Origin of the sequence: Sphingomonas sanguinis (assembly GCF_001476905.1) — a bacterium.
GTDB lineage: Bacteria > Pseudomonadota > Alphaproteobacteria > Sphingomonadales > Sphingomonadaceae > Sphingomonas > Sphingomonas sanguinis_B.
The window spans coordinates 1-5,008 of the sequence record NZ_LDTE01000126.1 but is presented as its reverse complement, the minus strand read 5'-3'; the positions used below and the strand labels follow the sequence as shown (position 1 = coordinate 5,008).

The 5,008-nt window shown below is 62.7% G+C and carries 6 protein-coding genes; 5 read left to right on the top strand and 1 reads right to left on the bottom strand.

The genetic code is table 11. From position 1 onward, the window contains the following. On the bottom strand, positions 1-813 hold an 813-nt coding region (locus tag SB4_RS20215), incomplete at its 3' end, for an Ig-like domain-containing protein (protein WP_241488666.1). A 201-nt stretch (positions 814-1,014) separates the two neighbouring features. Here SB4_RS20215 and SB4_RS16845 point away from each other — a divergent pair. The 5 genes from SB4_RS16845 to SB4_RS16825 are packed head-to-tail and all read left to right on the top strand — an operon-like array spanning position 1,015 to position 4,380. Next, on the top strand, positions 1,015-1,974 hold the full coding sequence (locus SB4_RS16845; RefSeq protein ID WP_058753505.1) for an IS481 family transposase: 960 nt from the start codon (positions 1,015-1,017) through the stop codon (positions 1,972-1,974). 8 nt (positions 1,975-1,982) lie between these two features. After that, entirely contained in the window at positions 1,983-2,993 is a 1,011-nt protein-coding gene (locus SB4_RS16840; RefSeq protein ID WP_153006300.1) for an ROK family protein, read from the top strand. Continuing rightward, positions 2,990-3,493, top strand: a complete 504-nt coding sequence (locus SB4_RS16835) for a DUF6998 domain-containing protein (RefSeq protein ID WP_193753862.1) — start codon at positions 2,990-2,992, stop codon at positions 3,491-3,493. The genes SB4_RS16840 and SB4_RS16835 overlap by 4 nt, the downstream gene beginning before the upstream one ends. Positions 3,494-3,530: 37 nt before the next feature. Next, positions 3,531-4,091: a P-loop NTPase family protein gene (locus SB4_RS16830; protein ID WP_058753502.1), complete on the top strand. Its 561-nt coding sequence runs from the start codon at positions 3,531-3,533 to the stop codon at positions 4,089-4,091. A 55-nt stretch (positions 4,092-4,146) separates the two neighbouring features. Then, positions 4,147-4,380, top strand: a complete 234-nt coding sequence (locus SB4_RS16825) for a hypothetical protein (RefSeq protein WP_058753501.1) — start codon at positions 4,147-4,149, stop codon at positions 4,378-4,380. Positions 4,381-5,008: the final 628 nt, after the last annotated feature.

The following is a 5,008-nucleotide window of genomic DNA, read 5'->3' as shown; positions in this document are numbered from 1 at the left end:
GGCGTTGGTGGCGGTGTAGGTGAAGCTGTCGCTGCCCGAATAGCCCGCGGTCGGCGTGTAGGTGATGCCGGTGCCCGACGCGGTGGCCGTGCCATGCGACGGTGCCGTGGCGACAGTGACCGAGGTGGCGGTGCCGCCCGAGAGGGCCAGCGTCACCGCATTAGCGGTGCTGTTGGCCGTGACGGTGGTCGAGACCGCACCGGCGACCGGTGCCTGGGCGGATACCACACGGCAACCCGCCGTCATCGTAACAGATCCCGTCGCGCCCGCATTGGTCGAGCCCTGCACGAAGAAATAATATGTTTCCGCGGGATCCAGCGTAACGATGCCGCTCTGGTTGATCTCGTGGCCGCCATAGGGCCTGAGGTCCAGTACCGTAACGGTGTTGGACGCAATCCCCGCTACCGATGAACCGCTGTCGGCTGGATTGGCATTTTTCTCGAATGCGGCAGTGCCCGTGGATGTAATGGTGTAGTAAACCTCTTCGCCTGACCCGAAGCCGGTGTAATACGGCTGGAAGACATTGGGATCGCCAGCGTTTCTAGTGATACCGCCATTGAAGTCAGACGTTAGCTGCGTACATGCCGCACTCATCGCGTCAGCCGGAGCGCCGAGGAAAAGGCTGAGAAGTGCCAGGAATCCAGCGACGACCCGTCGAGGCAAAGCATTCGCGAAAAGGGCGGGCAAAGATCGCTGGTTGTCAGAGATCGAAAGCCCTTTGCCCGGACGATGTTTCACTGATTGCCGAATGCCAACCACATCCAGAAATTTCACTTCGTTGCCCCCAACGCGGAATCGCTTTGCATCAAACATCCGCTTCGCATGGAAGGCGTTTCGCTAAAGTAAACGGACCTTCAATCAACGCTAGGCCGTCAAAGACTGAAAAATCGTCTAGCAGTATTCATTTTATTGAAATGGCGGCAAAAACCATTGTTTGCACAGCGTTTTCTTGTCTAGGTGTTTTATCCCAGGGTTTGATGGTGCGATCCTTTCGTTGGAATGGAAGGATGCGGTATGGGACAAGTTCGTCATGGGTGCGCCACGACCACGCACGCCGTCCGAGCAGCAATACAGCGATCGCAAGCTTCGCTCGCGACGCTGAGCCGCGAGCTGGGGATCAACCCGAAGACAGTCGCGAAGTGGCGCAAACGGGCGACCGTGGAGGATCTGAAGACCGGGCCGAAGGCCCCTCATTCAACGACCCTCACCGAGGCAGAGGAGGCGATGGTTGTGGCGTTCCGACGCCACACACTGCTGCCGCTCGACGACTGCCTTTACGCGTTGCAGCCGTCGCTCCCCCATCTAACGCGCTCAGCGCTACACCGATGCCTGCAGCGGCACGGCATCTCCCGCCTGCCGGACATCGAAGGCGACAAACCGAAGCGGCAACGCTTCAAGCGCTACCCGATCGGTTTCTTCCACATGGACATCGCCGAGGTGCAGACCGCCGAAGGCAAGCTCTACCTGTTCGTCGGCATCGACCGCACGAGCAAGTTCGCCGTCACGCAGCTGGTCGACAAGGCTGATCGACGGACAGCATGGGAGTTCCTGGAATACCTGCTGAAAGCCGTGCCGTATCGCATCCACACGATCCTGACGGACAATGGCATCCAGTTCGCCGAGCAGCCGCGCAACCGGAACACCGCCTGGTCGCGTCAGATGCGCTTCGACATGATCTGCGAGGCAAACGACATCGAGCACCGGCTTACCAAACCGAACCACCCGTGGACCAACGGCCAGGTCGAGCGGATGAACCGGACGATCAAGGAAGCGACCATCAAGCGCTTCCATTACGAGAGCCATGACCAGCTCCGGACCCACCTCGCCGACTTCATGGCCGCCTACAACTTTGCCCGCCTGCTCAAGACGCTCAGTGGGCTCACACCCTACGAATACATCACCAGGATCTGGACGTCAGAGCCAGACCGGTTCATCGTCGATCCGATCCACCAGATGCCGGGACTGAACACCTAGTGGCCGTGATGTCGGATATCTTCGGCATGCCCGTCTGGGTCGAGAACGACGCCAACACGGCGGCACTCGCGGAATTCTACCTCTCGGACCTCGCCAAACGCTGTCGCTCGGCATTGGTCGTCCTGTTCGGTCACGGTATCGGTGCAGGCGTGATCGAAGACGGTCGGTTGCTGAAGGGGCAATATGGCAATGTCGGGGAAATCTGCCAGCTGTTTCCGGCGGACAGGCCTCGACCCAGTACGGTCGACCTCATGCGCACCCTTGGCGAGGCCGGTCACACGGTTGGCGCGGTGACGGACATCCCGCAACGGATCGATCTTGGCAACGAGACGGTCGCCGCCTGGACGAAACGGGCTGCATCACAACTTGCGCCGGTTCTTTCCGGTGCGCTCGCCTGGTTCGATCCAGGCGAGATTGTGTTGTCCGGCCCTCTTCCGCAGATGATCCGCACGACCTCGCCCAGCTCCTCACGAAACGGCGGTGGGAAGAAAATCTCGGCCGCCCTGCGATCCGCGCGTCGTCGATCGGCGAGCGAGCCACCGTCCTGGGAGCGGCGCTGCTTCCGATCATTGCCACCACTGGGATTTCGAGCGCATTGGTTTGAGCGATGCATGAGCAATCGGATCAACCGGCGCGATGAGGGCGCTGAGCGGAAGCCGCGGCATGCCGCGAACTACGAGGTCGACGGCACGGTCGACCCGCCGAAGGGCCCAATCCTCATCGAAATCAAGACGGGCATCTCCCCGGCCGATGTATACTGTGGCGTCGGCCAGCTGACGGTCTACCCGCTCGTGCTCGCCGATCTCGTCGGGCATTCGAAGATACTGCTTCTGCCGGGCATACCTGGACCAGCACTGGTCACCGCTCTCGAAGGGTGCGGGGTCGAGCTCCACAGCTACGAGCTCAAGCGCGGACGCCGCCGCGCCACCGCTCTCTTCACCGCCGCGTTCCTGCATCGCTGCGGGGTGCCGAAGGGAGGGGTGCGCGAGCTGGTCGCGAAGGGCTTGGCGCTCCCATGACGCGAGACGGCCGGTCGTCCGGCATGCCCATCGATGAGCGTCGCATCGTTCTGCCAGACGCCGTGCGGGCGCTGGTCGTCGCGCACCGCGCGCTCGTGGCGTCATACGCCGCGACGAGCCTGCGGTTCACGCTCGACGGGAGGTTGGTAGGCGACATCGCGGAGGCGACGGCCGCCGAGGCGTTCGGCCTAGACCTGTGCCGGGTGAGGACGCCGGGCGTCGATGCGCTGACGCGCGACGGACGGACGGTGCAGGTGAAGTCGAGCGGGATCGGCATGGGCCCCGCGTTCACGCCCGGGGATGGGCGCGCGCTCCATCTGATCTTCCTGCTCATCGATTTCGAGAACGCAGTGGCGCATGTGCGCTACAACGGGCTTGAGGCGCCCGTGCGCGCCGAGCTTCCCGAGGTGTTCGGCGGGACGAAGCGCGTGCGCCTCTCCAGGGTGCTGGCGCTGGACGCCGCCGTTCCCGAAGGGCATCGTCTGGCACGCGTGCGATAGCGGCGGTACGGGGACGGGGCACCAAGGAGACGGTGGCATGGAGCAGGCGACGCGCGGGCGGGCGCATCTCGAACGGATACTGCTGGTGTGCGGGATGCCCAACGCCGGCAAGAGCAGGCTGATCCGCCGCATGTTCGCGGACCGTCGCCTGGGCGGGGACGTGCCCACCCGCGGTCCGCTCAGGCCGAGGGCGCTCTCGCGCGAGCGGTGCCTGGCGGGTCGGCTCACGTCGCCGCATGAGGCCGGCGAGACGCCGGCGCAGTTCCACCAGAAGATCGACGATGCGTGCGCGACCGCCTGGTTCGATTTCTGGCGGATCTGCTACGTGAGCGCCGTCCAGCCGCATCCGCGAAACAGCATGCCTGGCGTCGTTAACGTCTGCGACGGGCTCAGGACTGAGTTCCTGCCAGAGCGCATCCGAGTGGTGCAGCTCGCTCCCGACCAGTGGGGCAACGCAGCATCGAAACTAACCGACGCCGAGATCGACGGTCTGCGGCAGCTGGACGTCGAGGTGCTGGCAATCGATGCGCGCCGGAGCGGGCATCCGGCCGAGCCCGGCAACGAGCGCATCCTTGCCGACTTCTTCGACTTCTCCTGACGATGGAGACCGCGGGGGCCACCCTCAGCTGAACCAAGATCCGCATTGACGGGACATGACGCTTCCCGTCAGGTTCGATCCGAACTCACGGAGGACTGGCGCTTCGGTCTGGGACGGTCTGCAGGATCAACCCCTGAGGCGGTTGCGCGAAGCCTTCCACGTCATCGCGGACATGCTGACGTTGAAGGCATGCAGCACGAGAATCCGTGGCTACGTCCGCGTCGCGACGCCGCAAGATGTGACGCGAAAGGCCGCTTTTGTCGCAAACGGTCGTTCAAGTCTGATGTGAGAATGTCCGGGTCTGGTCGGCAGCTGCCCCGCCGCCCTCGGATGCGGCGAGACCCACTTACGGCCATTCAGCAGCCTTGTCGCGCCTCCCAACTTCGGTCGTTCGTTCATGGGAATTGATTGAGCCTTGGGAGCAACTGAGGCTAGCACGGCACGACATGAAGTGGGACTTTGCTGCCTTTCGCCTGCGGCGTGTCGAACGGCAGGTTCCGTCAAATGCTGACGTTCCGTGATTTCAGCGCTGGACTCGTCTACCGACCGAGGTGGGGTGGCAACCGGACTGGCGGCTTGTGGCCGCCGGAGCGGCATAAGCAAACATCGTAGCGGGTGGTGCGCGTACAGCTCGCATCAGGCTGATTCCCAATCCGCCGCCAGTTGCTCGAGATCTTTAACACCAAACTCGCGCCGATGATTCGCGCATATAGATGTACAAATCGAGAGCGCGTCGACGCTCCTTTAGCGCGCCCAAATGGTGAACGCACGTCGTTCGCGGGCAGCGCAATAATCCTCCATTTTGAACCATTTGCTTGACATTGCAGGTTGCGTTGATTGGGATATACTCCAGGCCCGGAGGGGTCGTGCGGATCGAATTTGTTGAAATTGCGAATTTTAGGGCTGAGACTCAATCA